This is a genomic window from Thalassotalea sp. PS06 (assembly GCF_007197775.1).
Classification (GTDB): domain Bacteria; phylum Pseudomonadota; class Gammaproteobacteria; order Enterobacterales; family Alteromonadaceae; genus Thalassotalea_A.
In genome coordinates this window covers 333,606-358,462 of the sequence record NZ_CP041638.1, presented here as the reverse complement: position 1 = coordinate 358,462, position 24,857 = coordinate 333,606, and the positions used below count along the sequence as shown (strand labels likewise).

Here is a 24,857-nt window from a genome sequence, read left to right as displayed (position 1 = left end):
CTCATTCCTTTTATTGAGCATAGAAAATATTGACGTGAAATCAATATATTGGTGGCATCTTTAGTATCGACCAGAAAATGCTATGCTAGATTCATCTTGGCGGTAATACCAGAGAACTTAACATGTACAAAGTCGCAGTATTCTCCAGTAAAAAATACGATCAACAATTTCTCGAACAGTTTAATCAGGGCGGGCAATTGGACCTGCATTTTTTTGAATCCCGCCTTAGTCGCCAAACGGTTGAGCTAGCCCAGGGTTTTCAGGCGGTTTGTGTATTCGTCAACGATGTAGTTGATCATCATGTTCTCGAGCAACTGCACACATTCGGAGTTAATGTAGTGGCACTGCGCTGCGCCGGGTTTAATAATCTCGATTTAAAAGCCGCTCGTCAGTTCAACATCAAGATTTGCCGGGTTCCCGAATACTCTCCAGAGGCAGTGGCAGAACACACGGTTGGCATCCTGCTGACATTAAGCCGAAAATTTCATAAGGCTTACTGGCGAGTCAGAGAAAACAATTTTGCCCTTGATGGTCTGATGGGTTTTAACCTTCATGGGAAAACCATTGGCGTTATCGGTACCGGAAAAATTGGCCTGGCTACCATTAAGATCTTGCTTGGTTTTGGTTGTCAGGTTCATTGCTACGACCCTTATCCAAATCCGGATTTACAAACCCTTGGCGCTAAGTACGTCACCCTCGACGACTTATTCAGTCAATCGGACATAATTAGTCTGCATTGCCCCCTGACTCCTGATACCAAGCACATAATCGACAGTGAAGCCTTAGCAAAAATGAAGACCGGCGTGGTGATAATCAATACGTCGAGAGGTGGCCTGGTAGATAGCAACGCCATCATTGGCGGGTTGAAATCGAGAAAAATTGGATTTCTTGGACTCGATGTTTATGAGCTGGAAAGTGAACTGTTTTTTGAAGATTTATCCGATGATATTGTGCAGGACGATATTTTTACCCGATTACTCACCTTCCCCAATGTGTTTATTACCGGGCATCAGGGATTTTTTACTGAAGAAGCGCTGATCACCATAGCCCAGACCACCCTGGATAATATTGAAACCCTGTTATCGGGGAAAGACTGCGATAACTTAATTGCCTGAAGTCAGAGATACTAAGTGCCTTTCGTTGCCTGAAGCTTATCGCTTGGTAACACCAGGAGGCTGAATTGTGCCAGTTTTCTTAATACGTATCCTCTGGCCCCCCCTTTGGCGTAGCCCAATCGCTCAAATCGTTTACTGACACAGGCAAGAGCACCAAAAAACCCTAAAGTTTCGATATAGTGCCTGCGATATATCCAGGTAACTTTCATCTGTCCTTTAAAAACTGCCCAGCTACGATTTGTCAGCTTATCTTCATGTCCCTGATGAATATCGGTGAGCGGTTTAGTTAAGAATGCGATTTTATCGCCGCGGGTAATGATCCGCATTGCCAGTTCATAATCCTGACAATTGCGCATATGTTGAGTAAAGCCCCCAAGACTGAGAAAGTAATCTCTATCGATCATTGCGCTTTGAATTTTAAACTGGTTCTCCAGTAACTGATCCTTAAATTGCAATATCGCCGGTTTATCATTAAAGGTATTCACCTTGCCATTGGCATAGACGTTGCGACAACCTGTATGCGACACCTTGATATCAGGATGGGATTGCAAAAATATCACCTGATTGGCAAGTTTTTGTGGGTGCCAGGTATCATCGCTATCCAAAAAAGCGACAAAGTCTCCAGACGCGGCGGACACACCGATATTGCGGGCCTGAGCGGCACCGACATTTTGCCCGAGACTGATGAGCTTGACGTGTTGCGAGAATTGCGAAAGGTATTCGCTTGCATCACCTTGAGAATTATCATCGACGACAATGATTTCGTGGACAGGATAAGTTTGCGCCAGTACAGATGCCAGGGAGTTATGGAAACAATGCTGACGACGATAAAAGGGGATAATAACGCTTATTTTCATTGCTCTTCTTCCATGAGGTTCGTTACGAATTACACCGCTTTTTTTAAACCTAGTGGAAATAACAATAAATACAAGAATTGTCGCTAAACGTTAGCTACCTCCGGCAGCGGTATCCGATGAGCCACCAAACCAGCGTTGAAACCAGGATTTTTTTTCTGGCTTGGGTTGCAAACATTGATCAGAGTGGAACAATCCATCCCGGACCGCAGGATAGCGAACCATCGACATACACTCACTGGTTACCGCATTCCCCGTTGCCACTTCAAAGTCGGTCATCTCGATACCTTCGGGCAGCAGGTCAAAACGACTGGCGCCACCCTGAGCCTTAAAGAAGCCAGAAAACAAAGACAGAGCACCGCTACTGCCAGTTAATCCCATGGGCTTATTATCGTCTCTGCCTATCCAGGTGGTTACCAAAGTCTGTTGATCGAATCCTACAAACCAGGAATCACGAAGGTCGTTACTGGTTCCGGTTTTGCCTGCCAGCACAAGGTCAGGAAACTGCCAGCTAAGACGCTTCGCGGTTCCCTCTTTGGTTACTTTTTTCAATGCGTAATCGATTAAGTAAGCGCCTTGCAGTGATAAGCGCTGATCGGCATATTGGGGTTGTTCCCAAATCACCTTACCGCCACTGGTATAAATTGCAGTAATCGCCCGAGACTGGTTATACATGCCGTTGTTAGCAATGGTCGAATACCATTGATTTACTTCTAATGGCGACATACTAATGGAGCCTAACAAGGTACTTGGGTTCTTTGGTACCGTCTCTTCATAGCCAAGGGCATTTAAGGTATCCGCAACGCTATCGAGTCCGAGTGTCATTCCCAGGTTAACCGTTGGAATATTTAACGATTGGCTCAACCCCTGGATCAAGGTCACTTTTTCCCGGAATTTGCCATCGTAGTTTTTCGGCTGCCAGGTTTGCCCTTGATCATTTTGCAGGGTAATAGGTTCATCCGCTAACGGCGTGGCCAGGTTGTATTGTTCAAAACGCTCCAATGCCGACAGATAAACCGCAGGCTTAATTAAAGAACCAATAGGACGTTTGGCATCCAGAGCGCGATTAAAACCCGAATACTTAACGTTACGATCGCCAACGATAGCGGCAATTGATGCGTCTTTGACATTGGTAACAATCATCGCTGTTTGCAGATCATCAACGCCTTGTTTCTGCTCCAATAAGTCCAGCTGATTCAAAACCGTGCGCTCGGCATTTAGCTGCTTCACGAAATCAAACCCGGTAAAGATTCGAAGACCAGATTGCAGCGATTGGCTGGCACCAAATTGCTTTAATTCTCGACGTACCTGCTGGCTGTAAGCCGGGAAAGTACGTTGTGCAAATCGTCTGTTCGGGCGAATATTTAAGCCTGACTCGATACCCTGCTGATAGGTTTCACGGTCCAACAAGTGGTTTTCAAACATCACCCGAAGTACTAGGTCGCGACGCTCAGTTGCCCGCTCCGGATATTTCCAGGGATCGTAATAGGAAGGCCCCTTAACGATACCAACCAATAAGGCGATTTGTTCTTCATCGAGCTGTGATAGCGGTTTGCCAAAATAGAAATTAGACGCCAGCCCCATGCCATAAATACCACTACCGTAGTGCTGCCCGACATAGACTTCATTAACGTAGGCTTCCAGTATCTGATCTTTGGAATAGCGAAGCTCAAGAATGACTGCGATAATGGCTTCATTAATCTTCCGCCACAGGGTTTTTTCCCGGTTCAAATACATGTTTTTGGCGAGCTGTTGCGTCAGGGTACTTCCTCCCTGGACTCTCGCCCCGGCTCTCAAATTACTCCAAAAGGCACGAGCAATACCGGTAAAGGACAAACCATGGTGATGATAAAAGTCTTTGTCTTCGACAAACAATAATGTTTCTACCATGGATTGTGGAATTTGTTCGAGAGGAACAAAGACACGGTCTTCTCCCTGAGATGAGACGATTCGTTCCAGCAGAATCGGTTCTAACTGAACTTTATAGGTTTCATGATCATTGTAAGTAAGGCGGTAAACTTCACCGTTTTTCTGTTCGATTTCAATCTTCGCCGGAGCCTCTAAGCCAAGGCCAAAATCAAACTGACGGCGATAAATAATCAGGCGAGGACCTTTGCGGGTAAACTCACCAGGTTCGTCTACGCGTGAAACCCGGGAATATTTGAGTTGCAGTAGCTGCAATTCAATATTGTCAAAATTTACGTTCTGTTCCTGAGTAAAAGTTGGTATCGCTCCATAAACCTGAGCCGGTACCTGCCAGCGTTGCCCCTCAAATTTATGACGCACTTTACCATCAAGATAAAGGCCATATGCGGTAATCAACACCAAACCGATAAATGCCAGTTTAAGCCCGGTTATGATTAAGTAACGGGTAAATGTCTGTCCGTGGGTTTTCGCCCGAGTTTGGTTTTTGCTCGGTTTTTTATTTTTTGACTTTGCTTTAGCGCTCATCTTGCATTCGTTTTTTGGTTTTATTGGTTGCCGGGGCATTTGCCGGATCATCAGGCCAGAAATGTTTAGGGTATCTTCCCTTCATTTCTTTTTGTACTTCTCGATAACTGCCTTGCCAAAAGCCGGCAAGGTCCTGGGTCACTTGTATTGGTCGACCCGCTGGAGATAATAACTCCAGAGTAACAGCGATTTTACCATTGGCGACTGTCGGAGATGCGCAGAGTCCATAGACTTCCTGCATGGGTAATGACACTTTGGGGGGCTGGTCAATGGTATAGTGTAAACGCCGTCGATTACCTGTAGGACTACTATAATATTGCGGAGCCCACTCCTGCAACCCTGATTGCTGTTCATAGCTAAGACTATTAAACAGAATATCGGTGAGGTTTAAAGCTTTTAGCCCTTTGAGACTGCGAATATCATGGAGATAAGGGCCCAACCATTCTGATAACGTTTCGCTAAGGGCTGTTTCACTCCAATCGGGTAATTTAATCGAATCGTTTAACAAAGGCTGGTGAGTTAGCCAACGACTTCGTGCTAAAAGCTCAAGGGCTGAATCACTGAAATTTAACAATGCCAGGCCTTTCTTGCGAATGTATTCACACCACATATCGACAAGCGTGTCGGCACTAATGAGGTCTGGAGCATCTTCTCTCTCCAGTACTAAATGCTCAATACAAACCTGCCGTTGAGCGGTAATTTTTTGTCGTTGTTCATCAAATTCAAGTGTTACCCGAGTATTAATGTGCTCTTTAAAATGTAACTGCAATTGCATTAGCGATATTGGCGCACTCAAACGAATTTCCATGCCTTTAGCATGTAGATTAGCAATCGCGATAAATGCCTGATTCGAAAATTTATCCTGAGGATGCAATTTCGCGCCTTTTCCATTAACGCATAAATATCCCTGCCCTTGCGCACGGCGACCGGCAATGCGCTCAGGATAGGCAAACGCAATTAACAAACCGAGATAATCAAGTGGCAGTTTATGCTCAACAAGAGCCAGTGAGCCTATATTTAACTGCCGCGCCAACTGCTTAGCCTGAGTCAAAATGCGCTGTTTAATGCCTTTATTGTGGTTTTTGCCAGAACCGGAGTTTTGACTCGAGAGTAACTGATGAATTCTCAGAGCCAGGTCGCTTTCATAAAATTCAGGGTTATATTGCAGCAGATCCCGCTCTTCCAAAAGAGCTGCGACCAGACATGCCAGGTCGCTGAGATTATCAACACCTTGGGTATCCTCAATATCCCGAGCACGCAGCAACATATGAGCGAAGCGAGGATGTGCCGCAAACTTACTCACGGCTTTTCCGTGAGCGGTTAACTGGTGTTTCGCTGAGACGATATCCAGCTGCTCCAGAATATGCCAGTTTCGAGACTCGGTGATGTCATCTGGACAGTCAAGAAAAGCCAGTTGCTTGAATTCACTGGCGCCCCAGGCGGCAACCTCAATAGTTGCCGGCAATAAATCCAACTGCAGAATATCGGGCTTACCCTGCTCTGGGCGACGAGCAAACTCTTCGTTGCCATAAAGGCGAATCGCTTTACCTGGGCCTGTACGACCGGCACGACCGCTACGTTGAATTGCTGAAGATTTAGCTATTGGTTGGCGCCTAAGTTCGTTCGTCAGAGTATCCTGATTAAAGCTAGCCATATTCGCCAGCCCTGAATCTATGACCAGAGAGATACCGTCGATTGTAATCGAAGTTTCAGCAATATTTGTCGCCAGCACGACTTTTCGATGCCCTTGTTTGGGCGTTTTAATTGCATCTTGTTGCGCCTGCATAGATAAGTCTCCATACAGGGGCAAAACCTCAACTGCGTCTAACTTTTGACTGCCTACAAATTCTTCGAGATGTGTCTGCAAAAAACGGATATCCGCAGCGCCCGGCAGGAACACCAGAATAGAACCGGTTTGTGATAACAAGGCATTCTTAGTGACAGCCAGTGCATGTTGACGAAAATCGAACCCTGGCTTTATCGGTTGATATTCGATGTCAACGGGATAGCTTCTACCCGGGCTACTTAAGGTGATGGCGTCTGGCAATGCGTGTTGCAGATCCTGTAAATCCAGGGTTGCTGACATGATCAGCATGATTAGATCATCCCGGAGTGCTTGTTGGCTGTCGCGGCTTAATGCAAATGCCAAATCCGCATGCAGATTACGCTCATGGAATTCATCGAATATCACCATGGCGACCCCTTCAAGTTCTGGGTCATGTTGTAACATGCGCGCTAAAACCCCTTCCGTTACCACTTGCAACCGAGTGTTTTCCCCGACTTTGGATTCATTGCGAATTCGATAACCTACACTTTCACCAACCGATTCACCGAGCTGTTTGGCAAGTCGCATAGCGACTGATTTTGCCGCTAGCCTGCGCGGTTGCAGCATAATGATAGTGCCATCGAGTTGAATCGAATCACTCGGCTGGTTTTGCCCGTGTTGCAGAAGCCATAACGGCAACTGTGTCGATTTACCGGCGCCGGGTGGTGCACTTAATAAAATGGTGTTGTGGCTTTTAAGGGCGGCGATAAAATCCGATTTAATCGAATCTATCGGTAATTCGGTTAAGGCGTTTTGGCGAGAATCAAAGGTCAAAGGTTACTCGAAAATCAACAAGGATAAGAGGTCGTAGCTACTAGAGTGATTTATAGCATAAATGGCCATGTTCATGAACAGCGGGAGTTCATTCACTTTGGAGAGAGGACTGCGTCGAAGAGGACGTTGTCGGTGAGGATTTCATCGGTTTTGGCCATGGATTGGCCTATATACAGAAAATGTACTAATACATGGATGTATGTAGTTAGAATAACGCAGGAGCAGTTATCGAGGAGCAATTTTCTGTGAGGACGCTGTCGAAATTCGTCATTGCGGCGACGGCCGTAATCTCGTTTTTCGGGATGGTATTTCAAAGTGGCCGAATGACTCTTCAGTGCCAGCCAGAGTCATACGCTATCCCGTTTATATACTCCGTCATCCCCTGCTCCGACAGGGGACCTCCCTTCGTTTTACTGATACTTGTTTACTTAGCTCTTTAGTTAAGAAGTTGAAATAAATAGGATCACAGCACGCGATAGGAGGTCCCGCATCAAGTGCGGGATGACGGCGTATTATTAAAAGAAAGTGGGAGGTTCAATGACTCTAAATCGCTCTTCAGAGACATTAACTTTTTCAATCTGTTAACGTCAAATTTGTGCCATTCTCAGTCGTTCGGGAGATTAATAAATAGGGTGGCTATGGTTAGTTGCTACCCATGTTTTGACAGGTATCCATCGACTAAAAGTATCGACGTAGCATCGTCCAGTTTCATTAGTCTCTATCAAGTCTTTCGAACATTCCTGCATATCATTACTAACTTCCAGATGATAAGCATAGTTTACTTGAACGCTCATATCATCTTGCGTTTGGTAATGAGAAAATCGCCAACTATCGATTAAGCTACCATCGATTGACCAACCCAAACTATTTTTAAAGAAGAAGGCATTTTTCAACTGCATCTTTTCTGCGATTTCAATAACTTCTGCGAGGTTGTAGTTGGTGACACTTTGCATTCTACCCTCATCATTTCGAATGCTAACATCCTGCACATTACCGTTTAAAAACCAAACCCTAGTATATGAAGTCTTATCAAGTGCAATGATGATTTCATCCATTGAACTTTCTTTTAACCAAAGCCAAGTTAAATCTTTGACTAAACCTTTAGGCCAATGATTGATTTGAGAAAGAGCTGCTGCTGAAAGAATTGTTACTGCAAGAATTATCGACACTACTTTTTTCATATTTCAAATAACTATTCCTTGAGATATTGGTCTGCTGTTCGCTCTAAGCCGCCATAGAACTACAGGAACTTTCCAATGGCTTGGCCTATTTGAATGCCTGAAACCATTATCAGCGCTCCACACAAAAACGCAACTAGTACAATTAAACCAGACTTCTGTTTAGCTGGCATCTTAATCCACCAACTTTTAAGTTCATCCATATTGTTGATAGTAAATCCCCTAATCCCTTTGGAGTTGAAAATTTATCTTAAATGACTCTAAGTCGCTCACAAGAGACATTAACCTTTTCAATCAGTTAACTTCAACTCAGTGCCAAACTTGGTCGGTTAGCAATTGCTAATATACGATTTATTAGTTTGCTTTAACCCTTTCTAAAACAAACTCAAAACCTTGCTCTACGGTTCCGGAAAATGAAGTAAACCTCCATAAATCATTGTCCATTACAGCTCTTACGCCACCTGAACTAGTCCCATACTTGGTTCCTTTTACAATAAGAAGCCTGCAATCATTGTTATTTGTAAACGTTTCATTAACAGCATCGAATAATTCTTTGCCATGGCTCACTGTTAAAGGCGCATCACCTAAATCTTTAGATAGCGCCCTTACCTTTTTAACAAAGACGCCATCTTTATGATTATATATATTCCGTTCTTTATCTTTGTGATCTTGTTCAGCAGTAAACACAAAATGATTTTCTGTTTTAGAAATCCATGAATACTGATCTCTTTGAGTTGCACCGTATACTTTAAGTGCATTTTTCAAACCATTTATAAATTTTGGTAACGGCTTAGATGGTTGCATAAAATCTCCGGTAGCAAGCTAACAATTTATTATTTAGTCGGCTCAATAATTTTCTTTTATGGGAATATCGAGTGACTCTAAATCGCTCATTATAGTCATTTTCTCTGGTTTCAAATAGCCACTAAAATCGTAACTAAACCAATCGTGCTATTACCTTTGCAACCCATTTATCCATAAACCTGTCATCATATCAAGGAGGCAAAATTGATGAAATTGCAATAACTCAGTCCCAAGCGAAACCCAAGTGGAAAACAGTTAGCTTTTCTTTTTTGTGCCCGGCAAAAAGCCTATGAAGGCCAACACAATAGCGAGAAGAAGAGAACCTAACATTCCAGGGATTGCAAAACGTTCGCCTAGTTGCTGCCCGGCCATTTCTGCATTTTGCGGGTCACTCACTCCGGCGTAAACCCCTAATGAAAACATAGTGAGTATCCAAAACAGCAACCCAAAGCCTAAAGCGACAAAGAAAACAATGACTAAAGAGCGCTTTTTAGGTTCTTTCTGCACTTCGACAAGAGACCCACAAGAGGGGCATTTTATGGTGGAACAATCATATGCGGGGGCTTTATAGGGAGTATTTTCCATTGCCAATCCTTGTTGCAATAAACGTTAATGAAATCCGAATTAGAGAATTAAATTAACAATCTACTGCACAATTAACAACCCGTTAAAAATTCCTGAAAGCAATGGTCAAACGCTTTTACCTAAACTGCAGCCGTTTGTTTTTGAGCAAACAATAGAGAATCAGCAACTTGATGGCGTTTATTTACCACTTCACCAACAACAATTAACGCCGGTCCCTGAAACTCATGGGCGGAAAAAACCTGCTCGGCGGTTGCCAATGTCGCGCAAACCACCTTTTGTTCTGCCAGTGTGCCCTGATCGATAATCGCCATAGGCATATCGTTGCGCATTCCATGATGCTGCAATCGCTCGGCGATTTGTACGATACGTGACAGTCCCATATAAAACACTAAGGTGTCTTTTTCCTGGGCTAACGCTTGCCAGTCACAGCTTAAATCATCACTTTTTAACGAAGCTGTGACGAATTTTACCCCCTGGGCGCAATCGCGATGGGTAAGAGGTATTCCCGCATAGGCGGCGCAACCGGAAGCTGCGGTAATTCCAGGGATCACCGCCACGGGAATATTGTGCTGATTAAGGATTTCGGTTTCTTCCGCAAGACGACCAAAAATACTTGGATCGCCACCTTTAAGACGTACTACGCGGCGACCGGTTTTCGCTTTCGCCAGCAATAATTCGCAGATTTCGTCCTGCTTCATGCTGTGCTTACCACATCGTTTGCCAACAAATAGCACTTCGGCAGTTTTCGGAAAGAACTGATAGATATCTTTGGATACCAACCAATCGACCAGAATAATATCTGCACTGGCAATCAATCGATGCGCTTTCAAGGTCAGAAGCTCCGGATCGCCAACGCCAGCACCTATGATATAGACACTGTAATCCATCGAGCCTTTACCGCTGGTACCAATATTGGCGCCAAAACCAGAATTAGAGCCAGACCCCATACCAGAATTAGCGCCTTTATCATTTTTAAAGCGCTGCCAGGAGTCGTTTATTTTCCTAAAAACTGGGTGAATATCGGCGATAGCTGCGATCATGCGACCTCCTTGCTGGGTATAACTTTTGACGGATCGGGAGCAACGGCAGTTTTGCGTTGGCCGTTTGGATTGGCATTGGCGTGCTTGTCGATAAGCGCTGCCAGTTCAGGTTTGCAGGAACCACATTTGCCGCCACAGCTTAGCGTTTCGGTTAACGCTTCGACGGTGTTGGCACCTTCGGCAATGGCATCAATAATCGGCTGTTCGTGTACCCCAAAACAGCTACACACCTGTCTCCCCAGACTAAATAGCGCCGATACCTTTGAACTAAGCAGTGCGGTTCTGTCGGCACTGTCTAGTTGTTCCTGACTAAAACAATGTTGCAACCAGCTACGGTTTACCCCTTGAGTCTGGGTCGCAACGTTATTAGATACCTGGGCATAAAATGCGAGTTTCTCGTCATCAAAGGCCAGTAATGTGGTTTTTTGCTTGCTGTTATCCACCTGCATTAACCAGCGATAATCACCGGGTAATAGCGACTTACACCAAGCCAATATATCCGCTGGCGTTTCATCCATAGCCAATTGCCATAATTGCAAATCTCGATGCGGGTAATTCAGCCAGAAATCGTCCTGATTAAGCTGCTTTGGCAAAAGCGCTGAAAAACGATTATCGGATTCATTAGCGAAACGCTTAGCAACCAGAGTGATATAGCTTTGGTATGATTTGGCGGCAACCGCAACCGGAGTTTGCTTAATTTCCGGCTGACCGGAGATAGGGTCATTGGTACTCGAATAAAGTGCCGACACACAAGCGTGGGAGGCAAAGCTTCGACTCCAGTGAATAGGTGCAAATAGCTCGCCCCGGCGCACATCTTCGGTTACTGATGCGGTCATAATCAGCTCGCCAAAAATTGATTTGGCTGTCATTAACTGACCGTTTTCAATCTTGTGGATTGCCGCATCTTCCGGATGAATTTGCAATAACGGCTGTGAACTATGTTCATTCAGGGTATCGGCTCGACTGGTGCGCGTCATGGTATGCCATTGATCGCGAAGGCGACCGGAATTTAGGATAAAAGGATATTGATCACAGGCAATCGCTTTTGGCAATTGTGGTTCGATAGCGATGAATCGAGCTTTACCCGATGGTGTTGAAAAACGCTTGTCGCGAAAAACCTGCGCACAACCTTCCGGATTATCCTGACTAACCGGCCATTGTACGGGTTTTAACTGTTGGTATTCCTCATTTGATAGGTCAGCAAGACCTGAGATGTCTAACAGGCGCTCGCCGTTGTTATCGTATCCGGTTAATGCCGCATACTCTCTGAATACATCGGCAACGTTTGCAAAATCAAACCCAGCAAAGCCCATAGCTTTGGCAACATCGGCAATGATTTGCCAATCGCCTTTGCTTTCACCAGGCGCTGACACTACACCGCGCTGTCTTGAAATGCGACGTTCTGAATTAGTAACAATGCCGTCTTTTTCCAACCAACCGGTGGCGGGTAATTTAACATGAGCCTTGCTCAGGGTATCGTTAGTGGCCACACAATCGGAAACCACCACTAATTCACAGTTATCTAACGCCTGTTCGATTTCATTGCGGTTCGGCATACTGACCAAAGGGTTGGTTGCCATTACCCAAACGGCTTTGATCTTACCCTGTTTCATTGCCTCGAACATATCTACCGCTTTAAGACCTGCCTGCTCTGTCATCGTCGGGCTTTGCCAAAACGTTTGTACGCTATTACGATGCTGGGCATTTTCGATATCCATATGCGCAGTAAGCTGATTGGCTAAACCGCCGACTTCCCTGCCCCCCATGGCATTGGGTTGCCCAGTAATAGAGAACGGGCCGCAACCTGGGCGGGCAATTTTGCCACTAGCCAGGTGACAATTAATGATGGCATTACATTTATCGACACCAGAACTGGATTGATTAATGCCCATGGAATAAAAGCTAATGGCTTTATGGCTATCAATAAACCACTGATAGCATTTGACTAATTTTGCCAAAGGCAATTCACAAATCTCACTGACTCGTTCAGGCGTGTAACTGCTAGCTGCCTCTAACGCCTGCTCAAAACCTTCGCTATGGTGTTGAATAAAATCACTGTCGCAAGCATTACTGGCAGCAATGAAAGCTAATAAACCATTGAAGAATACGCCGTCGGTGCCTGGTTTTAACGGCAAGTGTAGATCCGCCATAGCTGCGGTTTGCGAACGTCTGGGGTCAATGCTGACCAGCTTCATTTTCGGATTGATTTGTTTGGCGTGTTGCATGCGTTGGAACAACACTGGGTGGGTCCACGCTGCATTGGAACCTACCAATAATATTAAGTCGGTTTGCTCTAAATCCTGATAACTGCAGGGCACCACGTCTTCGCCAAACGCTCGCTTATAAGCGGCGACTGCAGAAGACATGCAAAGACGGGAATTGGTATCGATATTACCGCTGCCAATATAACCTTTCATCAGTTTGTTAGCTAAGTAATAGTCTTCGGTAAGCAATTGACCAGAAACATAAAAAGCGACGGAATCCGGCCCATATTGATTAATGATGTCGGTAAATTTATCGGCAACATGATCAATGGCTTGTGGCCATGTCACTCGTTGATCGTTAACCTGAGGATACAGTAATCTGTCTTCAGAATTGGTGGTACCGAGAAGGTTCTGGCCTTTAACACACAAACGGCCGAAGTTAGCGGGATGATCTTTACTACCTTCAAGTGCAACCGGCTGGGGTAAATCCGCTGCCGAACCCGATTGCTGGTGAATATCAACCCCACAACCCACACCACAATAAGCGCAGGTGCTTTGTTTGATACCAGCAATATTTGTCACTTGTTCGCTCATAGTTCCCGCCACGTTAAACCTATAACTCAACGCTTAATTCGACTTTTCCGTCGACGATCCGAGCCGGATACACGGCAATGGAAACACTTTCATCATCAAGACAGCGACCATCAACAAGCGAGAAATGCTGTTTGTATAACGGTGAGGCTACAACCGGCTCACCATCGACACTGCCGACGATGCCACGATATAAAACATTGGCTTCACCGATAGGATCAAAGTTGCCAACGGCAAAGACTTTATTTGCTTCAAGCGGTAGGTGGAAAATTGCCACCTGCGCGCCATTATCGAGGAGCGCTGCAACACCGGTGTCTTCAATCAACTGACTTTGCTGACAGATTTCTATCCATTGAGATTGGGCTACTGCAACTTCAAGTTCTTCTGCATAGGCTAATGTGGTCATGTTAAGTTCCTCTGGTTAATCCTGAATCATTAGTCTTGAACGACAACGGCAATGGCTTTTTCTTCCGGGCGCGCCGGACGGATCTGACCGCGCTCGTCAACAAACTGAATATTGCTATCGGGTTTATCTGAATTTACAAACGGCTTGAAGCGTTCCAACGCTTTCGGGTCTTCAAGGGTAGTTTTCCACTCACACTGGTAAGTACCAACGATGCTATCCATGTGCTGCTCAAGACGAGCCGCAAGTCCTAAGCTGTCGTTAATGACAACGTCCTGAAGGTATTCAAGACCGCCTTCCATGTTATTCATCCACACAGAAGTACGTTGCAGACGATCGGCGGTTTCGATGTAGAACATCAATACCCGGTCGATGTATTTGATTAGGGTTTCATCATCAAGATCGGTGGCGAATAAATCTGCATGACGAGGTTTCATGCCGCCGTTACCACAAACGTATAAGTTCCAGCCACTTTCGGTGGCGATGACACCGATATCTTTACTCTGGGCTTCGGCACACTCACGGGTGCAACCGGATACCGCAAATTTCAATTTATGAGGAGAGCGGATACCTTTGTAACGGTTTTCAATAAATAGCGCCATCGACACGCTGTCCTGAACACCGTAACGACACCAGGTGCTACCGACACAGGATTTGACGGTGCGTACCGATTTGCCATAGGCATGACCGGTTTCAAAGCCGGCATCCACTAACTGACGCCAGATATCCGGTAATTCTTCTTTGCGAGCACCAAATAAATCGATTCGCTGGCCACCGGTGATCTTGGTATACAGATTGTATTGCTTGGCAACCTGGCCAATCACAATCAGTTTATCCGGGGTAATTTCGCCGCCAGGAATACGTGGCACGACAGAATAGGTTCCGTCTTTTTGCATATTCGCCAGGAAGGTATCATTGGTATCCTGCAGAGGCTGATGCTTCTTATCGAGAATATATTCATTCCACACCGATGCAAAAATCGATGCCGCCGTTGGTTTACAGATATCGCAACCCAGGCCTTTACCGTGGGCGGCTAATAAATCTTTAAAGTTGGTGATTTTTTCAATTTTGATCAGATCAAATAGTTCGCGACGCGAATACGGGAAGTGTTCACAGATATCCTTTTTCACTTCCACACCGCGGTTGCTCAGCTCGCTGGTGGTCACGTCTTTTAGTAACGCTGCACAACCACCGCAGCCCGTACTGGCTTTGGTGCAGGTTTTTACTGCATCAAAGGTAACCGCGCCGCCATCGATAGCGGCGATAACATCACCTTTGGTGACGTTATGACATGAACACAAGGTTGCGGTATCTGGAAGCGCATCGGCGCCAAGTAATGGTTTGTCGGAACTGGAGGGTAAAATCAGGCTTTCAGGCTGCTCTGGTAAATCAATACCATTTAGCATGTATTGCAGCAGGCTGTCGTACTCAGTGGTATCACCAATTAATACCGAGCCCAATAATTTTTTCTGCTCGCTATCAACCACCATGGTTTTGTAAACACCGTTTACCTGATCTTCATAGCGATAGGTTAAAGCGCCAGGCGTTTTACCATGAGCGTCTCCAATAGAACCCACATCAACACCCATCAGCTTTAACTTGGTGCTCATATCTGCACCGGTAAATGCGCCGGCCTCACCTTGCAGATGTTCAGCGGTCACTTTCGCCATAGTGTTTCCTGGAGCCACTAAGCCAAAGATAAAATTATTCCACAGCGCACACTCACCGATGGCATAGATGTTTTCATCGCTGGTCTGACACTGGTTGTTAATGACGATACCGCCGCGTTCACCCACTTCGAGATCGGATTTACGAGCCAGTTCATCGTATGGACGAATACCTGCAGAAAAAAGCACTAAATCGGTTTCTAATTCTTCGCCATTACTGAAACATAATTTATGACGACAGCTATCACCGCGAACAATTTCCGTGGTGGCACGGTTGGTATGCACCTGCACACCTAAAGATTCGATTTTCTGCTTGAGAATATCGCCGCCAGGACGGTCGATCTGCACTGCCATCAACTGCGGCGCAAATTCAACAACATGGGTTTCAAGGCCAAGATTATGTAAGGCATTTGCGGCTTCAAGACCTAACAAGCCACCACCGATAACCACGCCAACTTTGCTTTTCGAGGCGCACTGACTGATAGCCTGCAGATCTTCAATGGTGCGATAAACCAGACAGTCTGGATTATCGTTACCTTTAATTGGGGGAACAAATGGGTAAGAACCTGTGGCCAAAACCAGCTTGTCATAGCTCAGCACTTCCCCGGTTACCGTGGTAACGGTTTGTGCCTGACGGTCAATCGTATCGACCTTGGCATTCACCCGAAAGTCTACCTGCCACTGTTGATACAATTCGATGCTCGTCATCGCCAAATCGTCGGCACTTTTACCGGCAAAGTACTCCGATAAATGAACACGGTCGTAGGCCAGACGTGGTTCTGCGGATAACACAGTGATTGCAAATTGTTCGCCATTGGCCGACTGACTCAGCTGCTCAACAAAATGATGTCCTACCATGCCGTTACCTACGACGACGATGTGCTGTTTATTACTCATAATATTCCCCGTTTACATCTAAGCCGCTCTGGTTTTAGCGGCTTTAGAGCTTTTTAAACATATTTCTGCCGATTAGAACTTAGCGCCTAACCAGAACCAGACTTTGTCGGTATCAACTTTACCAGTGGCGTTATCGCCTTCCTGATACAAGCCAACTTTTACACCAGCGCTATAGTGCTTAGCGAAACCGATAGTGAATTGCGCATCCCATTCGCTTCCAAAATCATCAATTTCTGCAGTACCGTCATCGGCAGAGAAATCGTGATAAGCAACTAGCCAGTTACCGGAAAAGACCTGGCCAGATAGTGAGATATAGGCATCTTCAAGACCCTGAGCAGGTGTGCCTAAAAATTGGTCGGTCCAACCGTTAAATTTGTGCAGAGTTGCAAGTGGAGTTGAGAAACCAAAGGCACCATCATCACTGCCCAGAACCTCATAACCTAGCTTGGCGGTGACGCCAGAGAACACCACACCACCCTCTAACAGGTAGTAATCGGCGTCAAAGTCGTTGCCATTGATTTCAGCAGATTGAGTGGCGTATTCACCGGTATATACAAATGCCAGGCTGTCACCGTCGGATTTACCGGCAAAACGTGCACCCCAGGTGTCATAGGTTTTGGTCATGCCTTCGTCTTCATCAAGCAAGTAACCATAACCGGTTAAGGTACCCAGAGAGGTTTTATAACCCACATTGAAAAGGTGATCTTTTGAGTCCAGATCTCTCTGGTCGGCAAAGATACGGTTACGTTTGGTGATGTAGCTGTATTGCATCGTCAGCTTATCGATACCACCGTAAACCAAGGTAGCAGCGTCAAAGGTCTGCTTATCCTGACGCCAGCCAACATGACCAACAAAACGATGGTTATCCAGGGTAATTACCTGGCGGCCTAATTTGGCAGTAATGCCATCATTCTTGTATTGCACAAAACCTTGATCCAGCTCGGTCGTTTCCGGGTCGGCAATTACCGAATAATCGGTATTCATGCCAAGGGTGTTGTTGTAATCATCGATACCGAAAACCACGCGTGAATCTTCAAATTCAACCACACCGCTAAAGTTACCCACAGAAGGCGTGGTGTAAGTTAAGGTGGTGCGCAGTGTTAATGCATCCGCATCTTTTAACGCATTGTCCTGAGACACAGATTCGTGACGCAGACGAAAATCAATTTTCGCGCTGCCAGCGTCGGCAAATGCCTGCCCTGCAACTGGCGTTAATGTGGTTAGAAGTAGCGCACTTACAATGCTTTTGTTTAACGTTTTTTTATTAGCTAACATGATAAATTCCTTATCAGGCGACCGCATTTTCCGAATCTTCAGCGTCTTTTCTCGGTGCTGATTCGCTAGGTGCAATCACCTCTATTTTTCGTTGTTTTTCATATAGGAAGGTCAACACTTCAGACCTTAATTCGTTGTATCTTGGATCATTAGCTAAAGCGAGACGGTCACGCGGACGAGGCAAATCAACATCTAAGATTTCGCCGATGGTGGCGGCCGGACCATTGGTCATCATTACGATGCGATCGGATAGTAATACCGCTTCATCGACATCGTGAGTGATCATGATCACTGTGTTATTTAGCTCATCCTGAATTTCCATCAAAGAATCCTGCATATGAGCGCGGGTTAGTGCATCCAGGGCACCAAACGGCTCATCCATCAACAGAATTTCTGGTTGCATGGAAAGGGCACGGGCAATACCAACACGTTGCTTCATTCCCCCGGAAATTTCATCCGGGCGTTTATGCATGGCATGCTCCATATGTACCAATGTCAGGTTATGCTCAATCCAGTCCTGCATTTCTTTTGCAGACATCGATTTGGAAAACACTTGCTTAACCGCCAGCTCAACATTCTGATAGGCCGTAAGCCAAGGCAATAGCGAGTGGTTTTGAAACACAACAGCACGCTCCGGACCCGGCTCGTTTACTTCTTTGTTATTTAGAAGTACCGCCCCCTTGGTTGCCTGATGCAATCCAGCTACCACGTTTAGTACCGTGGACTTACCGCAACCGGAGTGACCAATCAAGGAAATGAATTCGCCTTTTTTGATTTTCAAATCAACATTTTTCAGCGCCGTGAAGTCGCCTTTGGGTGTTGGGAACACCATATCGATTTGGCTGATATCTAAAATGGTTGTCATCGTAATTCTCCTATTAGCGTTTTGCTGATGCTTTGTCCCAGGACAACCAACGTTGCAATTGCAACATCATTCGGTCGAGGAAGAAGCCGATTAAACCAATCACAATGACTGCAGCCATAATGCGTGACAGAGACTGGGAACTACCGTTCTGAAATTCATCCCAGACAAATTTACCCAGGCCAGGGTTTTGCGCCAGCATCTCCGCGGCAATTAACACCATCCAGGCGATACCCAACGACATACGCATACCGGTAAAAATCGCCGGAATCGATGCAGGGAGTACAATCTTGCGCACATGGGTTAACGCTGGAAGGCGTAACACCTGAGATACATTCACCCAGTCCTGATTAATGGATGCAACACCGACAGAAGTGTTGATCACCATAGGCCACAAACAACATAAGGTGACGGTAATAAGTGAATTGACAAAGGATTTGGCAAATAGCGGATCGTCCGAGACATACAAGGCACTCACCAGCATAGTTACCAATGGCAGCCAGGCCAGAGGTGATACCGGTTTAAATACCTGAATAATCGGATTGATCGCCTGGTTTAATGTCTGGCTAAGACCGATAGCAATACCCAGAGGAATGGCAATAACTGCGGCGAGAAGGAAGCCGCTCATTACCGTTTTCAAACTGGTAATAATCTGATCCAAAAAGGTTTCTTTACCTGTATAGGCGCGGATTTTTGCAACGTAAGTCGGATCTTTGGCAACGCGGTCGGCGTTACGTTTTTCCTGACGCTGATAAAACGCCTGCTCCTTTTCACGTTCATTCATGTGTTCCTGATACAGGTTGTCAAACTGAGTTGCGACCGCTCCAGGGCCAGGAAATTTACCCAGGGAAGTAGTGACATTATTGGCGGCCAGAGACCACAGCAATAAAAAGGCCAGTAACCCGAGGATCGGCAATAACGCAAGTTTCAGTTTTTGCCCTGCCAGTAACAGACTCTGATCAGAGAATGACTGCTCCCGGTTAAGGTTGATCAGGTTTCGGATTAAAAGACTCATCTTATACTCCCAGTAAATTTCATGAGTTAGCGGCCGCGGGCCAGATTAAATTTTTTCACCAGCTTTCAAGCCGATTGAAAACTTATTGATGTAATCGTTTGGCTTAGAACCGTCGTAAACGATGCCGTCAATAAAGTGCGTTTGTGGTGCACGGAAACCATCTTCTGAAGTGAAATCAGGGAATAGTGCTGCATCGATAATTTTCTCTTCGATTAGCGACTGAGCCGCTTTTTTATAGATGTCAGGACGATAAACCTTGGCAGCTACTTCTTTGTACCAGCTGTCCGGCTTGTCTTCACTGATCTGACCCCAACGGCGCATTTGCGTTAGATACCAGATAGCGTCTGAGTAATATGGGTAGGTCGCGTTATAACGGAAGAATACGTTGAAATCCGGAACCGAACGCTTGTCACCTTTTTCGTATTCAAATGTACCTGTCATGCTGTTGGCGATAACTTCATAATCAGCACCAACATATTTAGATTCCGATAGAATTTTTACCGCTTCCGGACGGTTACCATTGTCGTTAGCATCTAACCATTGTGCGGCACGGATAAGGGCACGAGTAAGACGAATCGTGGTGTTTGGATATTTCTCAGCAAACTCTTCAGTGATACCGAAAACTTTTTCAGGGTTGTCTTTCCAGATTTCATAATCGGTTACAACCGGTACCCCGATACCTTTGAAAACAGCCTGCTGGTTCCAAGGTTCACCAACGCAGTAGCCATAAATAGTTCCCGCTTCTAAGGTTGCAGGCATTTGCGGTGGCGGAGTTACAGAAAGAAGCGCCTGGGCGTCGATTTGACCTGAAGTGTCACCTTTGTGCGGTGCATAGTAACCTGGGTGGATACCACCAGCGGCTAACCAGTAACGCAGCTCATAGTTATGAGTAGAAACCGGGAACACCATACCCATGTTGAACGGCTTACCTTCGTCGATGAACTTATCAACAACCGGCTTTAGCGCGTCAGCTTTGATTGGGTGAACAGGACGACCGTCAGCTTGCTTAGGGATATTACCTTTCATCTGTTTCCAGATTTCGTTAGAAACGGTAATACCGTTACCATTCAGATCCATCGAGAAAGGGGTGATGATGTTGGCTTTAGTACCATAACCTATGGTGGCAGCAATTGGCTGACCAGCAAGCATGTGAGCGCCGTCCAAACGACCATCGATTACACCATCAAGCAATACTTTCCAGTTAGCCTGAGCTTCGATAGTGACGTATAAACCTTCGTCTTCAAAAAAGCCTTTTTCATAGGCAATGGCGATAGGTGCCATATCGGTTAATTTAATAAAACCAAAGGTCAGTTCTTCTTTTTCTGGATAACCTAACTCTTCGGCAGTAGTGGAAGTAGAAACAACAAAACTGAACGCTGCGATAGCCATAGTAAATGTATGGCTTATTCGTTTGAACATTTTGTTTGAACTCGTTTGTTTAAGTTGAAACATAATTTTCTCCAAATAAAAAAGCCTGCCGCCACCATTCCCACAAAAGAGAAAAGTTGCGTCAGGCCTCGATGCCAAACTAATGAAAGACTACGCCGTTGCAGTTCTATTAGTTGATTAATTTTTAGTGTGCCGTTTTCCGGCCAATGCCTCTTGGGGCGATTAAAGGTACGCTGTTGCACCTGAATTTAATAATGCATATAGAATGCCAAGATTATAAAACCCTTATTTTTATTGGGCTGGGAGATAAAACCCTAATTTCATTAGAGTAAATACTCCCGGTTTTGCATCCTTAGAGTGCAAGAACTTTAACGATCTTGGTGCAAATTATACCAATTCCACTAAGTTTGTGTACAACTCAGAGTTAGGGCCGAGGTTCAGTTACAACATAGATTTTATTGATATAGTCATTCTATATTAATGAAATATAGGGCCGTAAATGGGCCTCTCACTAACTCCCTACGGGTGAGTTTTAAAGGCGTTTATCCCGCGTTACTGATTTTGACAATGGAATAACCATTCTCTGCAATCAAAGCCTTGTCTAAAAGCCTTTAAATTCTCACTGAGTGAGCAATAATTTAATGGGATTGGTATTATTCAAAATATTGCTGGAATAAATCCGGACGGTAGATATGTGGCAGTTGTGCGGCGGCTTGTTCGGGATCGGCTAAATGCCCGGCTTTTTGCATCGCTTCAAGCAACCAACGGCCATCTTCAATATTCGGACAATTCAATTGCAATGACTCGGAATCGGCGAACTGGTTATAGGTGTCGATTTGCCGGGGCGGCAAGTCCTTAAAAGTCAGGCAACTACCTAACAAGGATGGCGCAATAATATTCAAATCCATGTTCAGATACTGAGACTGACTCAGAATCTGCGCCGCTTCAAAGCGATTGGGAATGGATTCAAGCCAGTGACATGCCTCATTTAATGCCTGTACTAGCGCTTTACAGGTTTGCGGATTTTGCAGCTGCCAACTGGCAAGCATGCCAAGTACTTTCTCTGGAAAATCCACCCAGATATCTGACGACGTCACACCGGTAAAACCAAGATGGGCACGAACGGCAAACGCATTCCAGGGGCCACCGACACAAAAACCATCAATGTGGCCAAGTTTCAGTGCCGTGGTCATGTTACCCGGAGGAATGATCAGAATTTCAATCTGTTCAAGGTCAATTCCCGCATTGGTAAGCCAGTCGAGTAATTGATAGTAATGACAACTGTAAGGAAAAACCGTCGCCAGTTTCAATTTCTCGCCCTGCTGTTGTTTCAATGCCACCAAAGGCTTTATTGCTTCAGCATTAACGGGCTGACCTTCCGGTAATTGATGTTCACCAAGCAAAGGGTACCATTTTTTCCCTAAGGTAATGGCATTACCATTACGGCTTAATACGAGCGGGGTGATCATCGGAATTCGCTGACCATCAACCCCCAGGCTGCTGGCAATTGGCATAGGTGCCAGCATCTGTGCGGCATCGAGTAAACCAGTACAGATTTTATCGCGCATCGTCGCCCAGGAGTTTTGTTTTTCCAAAGTGACATCGAGGCCGTACTTTTCAAAAAAACCAAACTCTTTCGCAACCACCAAAGGCGCACTATCGGTAAGCGGCATAAAACCTAAGGTTAATGCCTGCTTTTCTAATAAGGTATTAACCATGATTGCCCCCCAACATTGTCGCTAACGACAAGATATTTTTTGCGACATCTTCCATCTTCTGACTATTATCCATCGCGATTTTACGAATGTGATGATAGGCCTGCTTTTCAGAGCAGTGTTTGTTTTCCATCAGCCATATTTTGGCTTGTTCAATAACCTTTTGGCTGGATAGTTTTTGCTTAGTATCGGCCAGTTCCTGTTTTAAGTTCTGATGCTCCTGAAAACGCGCCAACGCCACTTCAATGATCGAACGAACTCTGCTAGTGGCGACATCACCAGTTATGTAAGCACTAACACCAGCTTTCACGAGCTCCTGAATAATCTCACTATCCTGATCTTCTGAAAACATGACTACGGGTTTAGGAGCGGCGGTATTAAGGACATTGAGGCTATCGAGCATATCGCGATCCGGAGACTCGATATCGATGATGATGATATCGGGTTTTGACTCTTTCACTCGGTGCAATAGCGACATTCCTGAACTGGAAGCCCATTCAATCTGATAGTACTCACTGTCCAGGGCTTCGGACAAAATATGAGTCTTGTGGCTGTTGTAATCCACCAATAACAACTTAAGCAGGGGCTGGGTATCTGAATTAGAAATACTCATCGGCACAATTATTGTTTCTTTTGACGTTTTATGTCGGACGCATGGCAATGTTGCGTCCGGAGAATGAAATTAGACCTTCAATAATTGTGCCAGAATCTACATGCCCACTAAACATGGGATGTGGCGGAATGCCGGGTAGAAATCATTTAAATCTGAGTTAAGTTAAAGCAAAGTTGCGCCAAAATGGCGCATCCTATGAGTCGGTAATAGAAAGTGATTACGATTTCAATTAAAACGTCGCACCAACCCACACCCACAATTTGTCGGTATCGACTTTTTCCGCGGCGAAATCTCCTCGCTCATAATTGGCATATTTTACCCCGGCAGAAAAATGGTCGCCGAACCCATGGGTATACTGGGCATTGTATTCCTTGCCGAAATCATCAATTAACGGCGCTGAATCATCGGCTTCAAAATCGTGATATCCGACACTCCATTTTCCTGAGAAAATGCTGCCGCCTAATGTCGCATACCAATCATTTAAGCCCTGTGCCGGGGTTGCCAGAAACTGATCGGTGAAACCATTAAATTTATGCAGGGTTGCTAAAGGTGTGGCAAAACCAACCTGACCATCATCACTGCCTAAGGATTCATAGCCCAACATAAAAGTCAATGCACTGAAGTTAATGCCAGCTTCTAACAGATAATAATGAGGTTCGAATTCACCAGCTTCGGTATCTAATGTCTGCTCGGCGTATTCAGCGTTCAACAGCCATTGCTGTCCAAGCGCCTGTAGCTGGCCCTGATAACGAATACCATAGGTGTCGTTGTCATTGCGGATACCTTCATCCTCTTCCAGCATATACGCATAGCCGATTAAGGTACCCAGACCGGTATCCCAGGCCAGGTTTAGCAGATGATCTTTACTATCAAGATCCTGCTCATCGGCAAATATGCGATTACGTTTATCGATATAGATGTAGTTAACGGTGAGAGCGTCAAAAAGCGTCCAGGCAACGCTGAAGGCATCAAAGGTCTGTTTGTCCTGGCGCCAGCCAACGCTACCAACGAATCGTTCATTATCGAGATTGATTACCTGGCGACCCAATTTTGCCGCTAGATTTTTAGTTTTAAATTGCAGATACCCTTGGTCGAACTCAGTGGTTTCCGGGTCGGCGATTACAGAATACCCGGGGTTCATCCCTAAGGTATCGTTGTAATTATCAATACCAAAAACTGGGCGAGAATCCTCCCCCTCTACATAGATAGAAAAGCCGAGAATTTGTGGCGTGCGCAATCCAATTGTGGTTCTCAGTGTCAGGGCTTCCGCATCTTTTAATGGGTTATCCTGATCAACCGCTTCGTAACGCAAACGAAAATCCGCCATGAAAAAGTCAGTTTCCTCTTCTTCGGCGATTGCTACCGGAACAAGGCCAAAGCTTGAAACGCACAGGGATGAAAATAATAGCGAACGCACAGAAAGCTGAGTATCGGGAGATGTTTTAATGGGGTTTTCCGGATTCATAACAACGACCACCTTTGATTTGTGCTTATGCCGGCAAGCTGTACCAGCCAGGCGAAAAATCCTGATACAAGTATTGTTCATGATGAAATAAAGACAAGAAAAGGCATTAACCCGAAAGGTTTTTCGACCTTTGGC

General features: G+C 45.4%; 18 protein-coding genes. 1 reads left to right on the top strand and 17 read right to left on the bottom strand.

Annotated features, from left to right (window positions below; genetic code table 11):
* The first annotated feature begins 122 nt into the window (after positions 1–122).
* Positions 123–1,115, top strand: coding sequence for a 2-hydroxyacid dehydrogenase (locus FNC98_RS01580; RefSeq protein ID WP_143579615.1), 993 nt, complete (start codon positions 123–125; stop codon positions 1,113–1,115).
* A gap of 11 nt (positions 1,116–1,126) precedes the next feature.
* Here the strand turns inward: FNC98_RS01580 and FNC98_RS01575 are convergent, their stop codons facing one another.
* From FNC98_RS01575 to FNC98_RS01495, 17 genes are all read right to left on the bottom strand, one after another.
* The gene (locus tag FNC98_RS01575; protein ID WP_143579614.1) at positions 1,127–1,972 is read right to left on the bottom strand and encodes a glycosyltransferase family 2 protein; all 846 of its coding nucleotides are present in this window, start codon (positions 1,970–1,972) and stop codon (positions 1,127–1,129) included.
* Between the two features lie 90 nt (positions 1,973–2,062).
* A complete protein-coding gene (gene mrcB, locus FNC98_RS01570) occupies positions 2,063–4,420 on the bottom strand; it encodes a penicillin-binding protein 1B (protein ID WP_143579613.1) in 2,358 nt (785 codons plus the stop codon).
* A complete protein-coding gene (gene hrpB / locus FNC98_RS01565; protein ID WP_143579612.1) occupies positions 4,410–7,019 on the bottom strand; it encodes an ATP-dependent helicase HrpB in 2,610 nt (869 codons plus the stop codon). The genes mrcB and hrpB overlap by 11 nt, the downstream gene beginning before the upstream one ends.
* Positions 7,020–7,639: 620 nt before the next feature.
* Positions 7,640–8,200 (bottom strand): hypothetical protein, encoded by a 561-nt coding sequence (locus tag FNC98_RS01560; protein ID WP_143579611.1) that lies wholly within the window; start codon positions 8,198–8,200, stop codon positions 7,640–7,642.
* 351 nt (positions 8,201–8,551) lie between these two features.
* On the bottom strand, positions 8,552–9,001 hold the full coding sequence (locus tag FNC98_RS01555) for a hypothetical protein (protein ID WP_138321424.1): 450 nt from the start codon (positions 8,999–9,001) through the stop codon (positions 8,552–8,554).
* A 255-nt stretch (positions 9,002–9,256) separates the two neighbouring features.
* Positions 9,257–9,586: a hypothetical protein gene (locus tag FNC98_RS01550; RefSeq protein ID WP_143579610.1), complete on the bottom strand. Its 330-nt coding sequence runs from the start codon at positions 9,584–9,586 to the stop codon at positions 9,257–9,259.
* 119 nt (positions 9,587–9,705) lie between these two features.
* Positions 9,706–10,626, bottom strand: a complete 921-nt coding sequence (gene cobA, locus FNC98_RS01545; protein ID WP_143579609.1) for a uroporphyrinogen-III C-methyltransferase — start codon at positions 10,624–10,626, stop codon at positions 9,706–9,708.
* Entirely contained in the window at positions 10,623–13,424 is a 2,802-nt protein-coding gene (locus tag FNC98_RS01540; RefSeq protein ID WP_143579608.1) for a nitrate reductase, read from the bottom strand. The genes cobA and FNC98_RS01540 overlap by 4 nt, the downstream gene beginning before the upstream one ends.
* A 19-nt stretch (positions 13,425–13,443) precedes the next feature.
* A complete protein-coding gene (nirD, locus tag FNC98_RS01535) occupies positions 13,444–13,827 on the bottom strand; it encodes a nitrite reductase small subunit NirD (protein WP_143579607.1) in 384 nt (127 codons plus the stop codon).
* Between the two features lie 29 nt (positions 13,828–13,856).
* Positions 13,857–16,388, bottom strand: coding sequence for a nitrite reductase large subunit NirB (gene nirB / locus FNC98_RS01530; RefSeq protein WP_143579606.1), 2,532 nt, complete (start codon positions 16,386–16,388; stop codon positions 13,857–13,859).
* Between the two features lie 72 nt (positions 16,389–16,460).
* A complete protein-coding gene (locus FNC98_RS01525) occupies positions 16,461–17,663 on the bottom strand; it encodes an alginate export family protein (protein ID WP_143579605.1) in 1,203 nt (400 codons plus the stop codon).
* A gap of 13 nt (positions 17,664–17,676) precedes the next feature.
* Entirely contained in the window at positions 17,677–18,528 is an 852-nt protein-coding gene (locus FNC98_RS01520) for an ABC transporter ATP-binding protein (protein WP_143579604.1), read from the bottom strand.
* A 13-nt stretch (positions 18,529–18,541) separates the two neighbouring features.
* A complete protein-coding gene (locus FNC98_RS01515) occupies positions 18,542–19,540 on the bottom strand; it encodes an ABC transporter permease (RefSeq protein ID WP_143579603.1) in 999 nt (332 codons plus the stop codon).
* 45 nt (positions 19,541–19,585) lie between these two features.
* Positions 19,586–20,929 carry a CmpA/NrtA family ABC transporter substrate-binding protein gene (locus FNC98_RS01510; RefSeq protein ID WP_409574570.1) on the bottom strand — a complete coding sequence of 448 codons (1,344 nt, stop codon included), beginning with the start codon at positions 20,927–20,929 and terminating at the stop codon, positions 19,586–19,588.
* A 653-nt stretch (positions 20,930–21,582) separates the two neighbouring features.
* Positions 21,583–22,647, bottom strand: a complete 1,065-nt coding sequence (locus FNC98_RS01505) for a CmpA/NrtA family ABC transporter substrate-binding protein (protein WP_143579602.1) — start codon at positions 22,645–22,647, stop codon at positions 21,583–21,585.
* Positions 22,640–23,257, bottom strand: a complete 618-nt coding sequence (locus tag FNC98_RS01500; RefSeq protein WP_143579601.1) for an ANTAR domain-containing response regulator — start codon at positions 23,255–23,257, stop codon at positions 22,640–22,642. The genes FNC98_RS01505 and FNC98_RS01500 overlap by 8 nt, the downstream gene beginning before the upstream one ends.
* A 229-nt stretch (positions 23,258–23,486) precedes the next feature.
* Positions 23,487–24,722: an alginate export family protein gene (locus tag FNC98_RS01495; RefSeq protein WP_143579600.1), complete on the bottom strand. Its 1,236-nt coding sequence runs from the start codon at positions 24,720–24,722 to the stop codon at positions 23,487–23,489.
* Positions 24,723–24,857 lie beyond the last annotated feature (135 nt).

Bases quoted from the DNA above. Each gene is read 5' to 3' on its own strand.
- FNC98_RS01580 (WP_143579615.1), top strand. From the start codon at position 123: ATGTACAAAGTCGCAGTATTCTCCAGTAAAAAATACGATCAACAATTT.
- FNC98_RS01575 (WP_143579614.1), bottom strand. From the start codon at position 1,972: ATGAAAATAAGCGTTATTATCCCCTTTTATCGTCGTCAGCATTGTTTC.
- mrcB (WP_143579613.1), bottom strand. From the start codon at position 4,420: ATGAGCGCTAAAGCAAAGTCAAAAAATAAAAAACCGAGCAAAAACCAA.
- FNC98_RS01560 (WP_143579611.1), bottom strand. From the start codon at position 8,200: ATGAAAAAAGTAGTGTCGATAATTCTTGCAGTAACAATTCTTTCAGCA.
- FNC98_RS01555 (WP_138321424.1), bottom strand. From the start codon at position 9,001: ATGCAACCATCTAAGCCGTTACCAAAATTTATAAATGGTTTGAAAAAT.
- FNC98_RS01550 (WP_143579610.1), bottom strand. From the start codon at position 9,586: ATGGAAAATACTCCCTATAAAGCCCCCGCATATGATTGTTCCACCATA.
- cobA (WP_143579609.1), bottom strand. From the start codon at position 10,626: ATGATCGCAGCTATCGCCGATATTCACCCAGTTTTTAGGAAAATAAAC.
- FNC98_RS01540 (WP_143579608.1), bottom strand. From the start codon at position 13,424: ATGAGCGAACAAGTGACAAATATTGCTGGTATCAAACAAAGCACCTGC.
- nirD (WP_143579607.1), bottom strand. From the start codon at position 13,827: ATGACCACATTAGCCTATGCAGAAGAACTTGAAGTTGCAGTAGCCCAA.
- nirB (WP_143579606.1), bottom strand. From the start codon at position 16,388: ATGAGTAATAAACAGCACATCGTCGTCGTAGGTAACGGCATGGTAGGA.
- FNC98_RS01525 (WP_143579605.1), bottom strand. From the start codon at position 17,663: ATGTTAGCTAATAAAAAAACGTTAAACAAAAGCATTGTAAGTGCGCTA.
- FNC98_RS01520 (WP_143579604.1), bottom strand. From the start codon at position 18,528: ATGACAACCATTTTAGATATCAGCCAAATCGATATGGTGTTCCCAACA.
- FNC98_RS01515 (WP_143579603.1), bottom strand. From the start codon at position 19,540: ATGAGTCTTTTAATCCGAAACCTGATCAACCTTAACCGGGAGCAGTCA.
- FNC98_RS01510 (WP_409574570.1), bottom strand. From the start codon at position 20,929: ATGGCTATCGCAGCGTTCAGTTTTGTTGTTTCTACTTCCACTACTGCC.
- FNC98_RS01505 (WP_143579602.1), bottom strand. From the start codon at position 22,647: ATGGTTAATACCTTATTAGAAAAGCAGGCATTAACCTTAGGTTTTATG.
- FNC98_RS01500 (WP_143579601.1), bottom strand. From the start codon at position 23,257: ATGAGTATTTCTAATTCAGATACCCAGCCCCTGCTTAAGTTGTTATTG.
- FNC98_RS01495 (WP_143579600.1), bottom strand. From the start codon at position 24,722: ATGAATCCGGAAAACCCCATTAAAACATCTCCCGATACTCAGCTTTCT.